Origin of the sequence: Pseudomonas edaphica (assembly GCF_005863185.1) — a bacterium.
Taxonomy (GTDB): Bacteria; Pseudomonadota; Gammaproteobacteria; order Pseudomonadales; family Pseudomonadaceae; genus Aquipseudomonas; species Aquipseudomonas edaphica.
The window spans coordinates 1-1,161 of sequence record NZ_VBVZ01001011.1; the positions used below are offsets into that span (position 1 = coordinate 1).

1 pseudogene is annotated in these 1,161 nt (G+C 55.0%); it reads left to right on the forward strand.

Annotated elements, in window-relative coordinates:
- Window positions 1-514: 514 nt before the first annotated feature.
- Window positions 515-1,161, forward strand: a pseudogene (locus tag FEM54_RS32895) (hypothetical protein); the annotation flags it as partial.

Sequence of the window (1,161 nt, forward strand, 5' to 3'; positions counted from 1 at the left end):
GTAGACGTGTGGTGTTGCGGCCGGCAAGGCGGCAATGGATTGTGCATTGGACATGGGAAACTCCTTGGATAAAAAGGAGGCTCCCAACCCGTCAGGGTGGGAGCCCCAAGGGAGGAAGGTGGTGCCCGCCATCGCTGCGGCGATGACTGTTCGCGCTAGGGACACGGGGCGAACGAGTGGGGTAACGCAGCAGGGCTGCGCAGCGGTCTTGAAATCTCCGACCGCCTGGCATGATTTACGGGCCTATAGTCATTTACGCGAATACCTATGGTGTGGGCTTAATCCGGCACTCGTAACCTCCGCGTTGTCTGCCTGAAGTTCAGAGGCCTGCCCTTGTCTTGGGTAGAGCGGTGTTTATGCTAATGTGCCACTACAGATTGTATGGCGACTATGGAGAGTAGGTATGGGATGGAAAGGGACTGTTCGTTCGTTGAAGGCATCAGCCAGAAGATCGGAGCGTAATGCCCATCGACGCCAACGCGATCTTGAGCGTCAGAGTAAGGAATACGCTCGGATGGAGGCGCTTGAGCAAGCGGCCTATGAGGTTGATGTCTACGAAAACCACCTTGAAGTCCTTCTGTCCATGCATAAAGAGTGTGGCGAGGTGATCAACTGGGGCCGGATGCTTTCGAAGCTCGAGCCCAAATCTCCACAGAACAATGATCGCTTTGAGCAGGCGGCTGCGCAGGATCTCAGGGATTACCGACCTAATTTCTGGAGTCGCTTGTTTAAGCTGGAAACTCGCCAGCGCGCATCCCTACAGCTAAAGGTTCAGGCTGGCCAGGCAGAGGATCGCAATCGTTACCAAGCAGCGCTGACTGAGTGGGAAAACTTTCACTCTGAATGGATGCAAGAGCGAGAGCTGGCCAAACGCATTCTCGACGGCGATCGTCAGGCAAAGCTCGATGCCATCGAGGTGTTTGAGCCTTTTACGGAGATATCGCTGCTCGGTTCAGCCATTCAGATGACGGTGCTTGAACACGGTATCTTGGAGTCCCGGCTCTCGATTCATGGTTCTGATGTCATCCCGACAGAGATCAAGTCACTTCTGAAAAGCGGTAAGTTGTCGACCAAGGCCATGCCGATTGGGCGCTTCAATGACCTTCATCAAGACTACGTTTGCAGCTGCGCCTTGCGCATAGGGCGGGAGCTGCTGGCGGT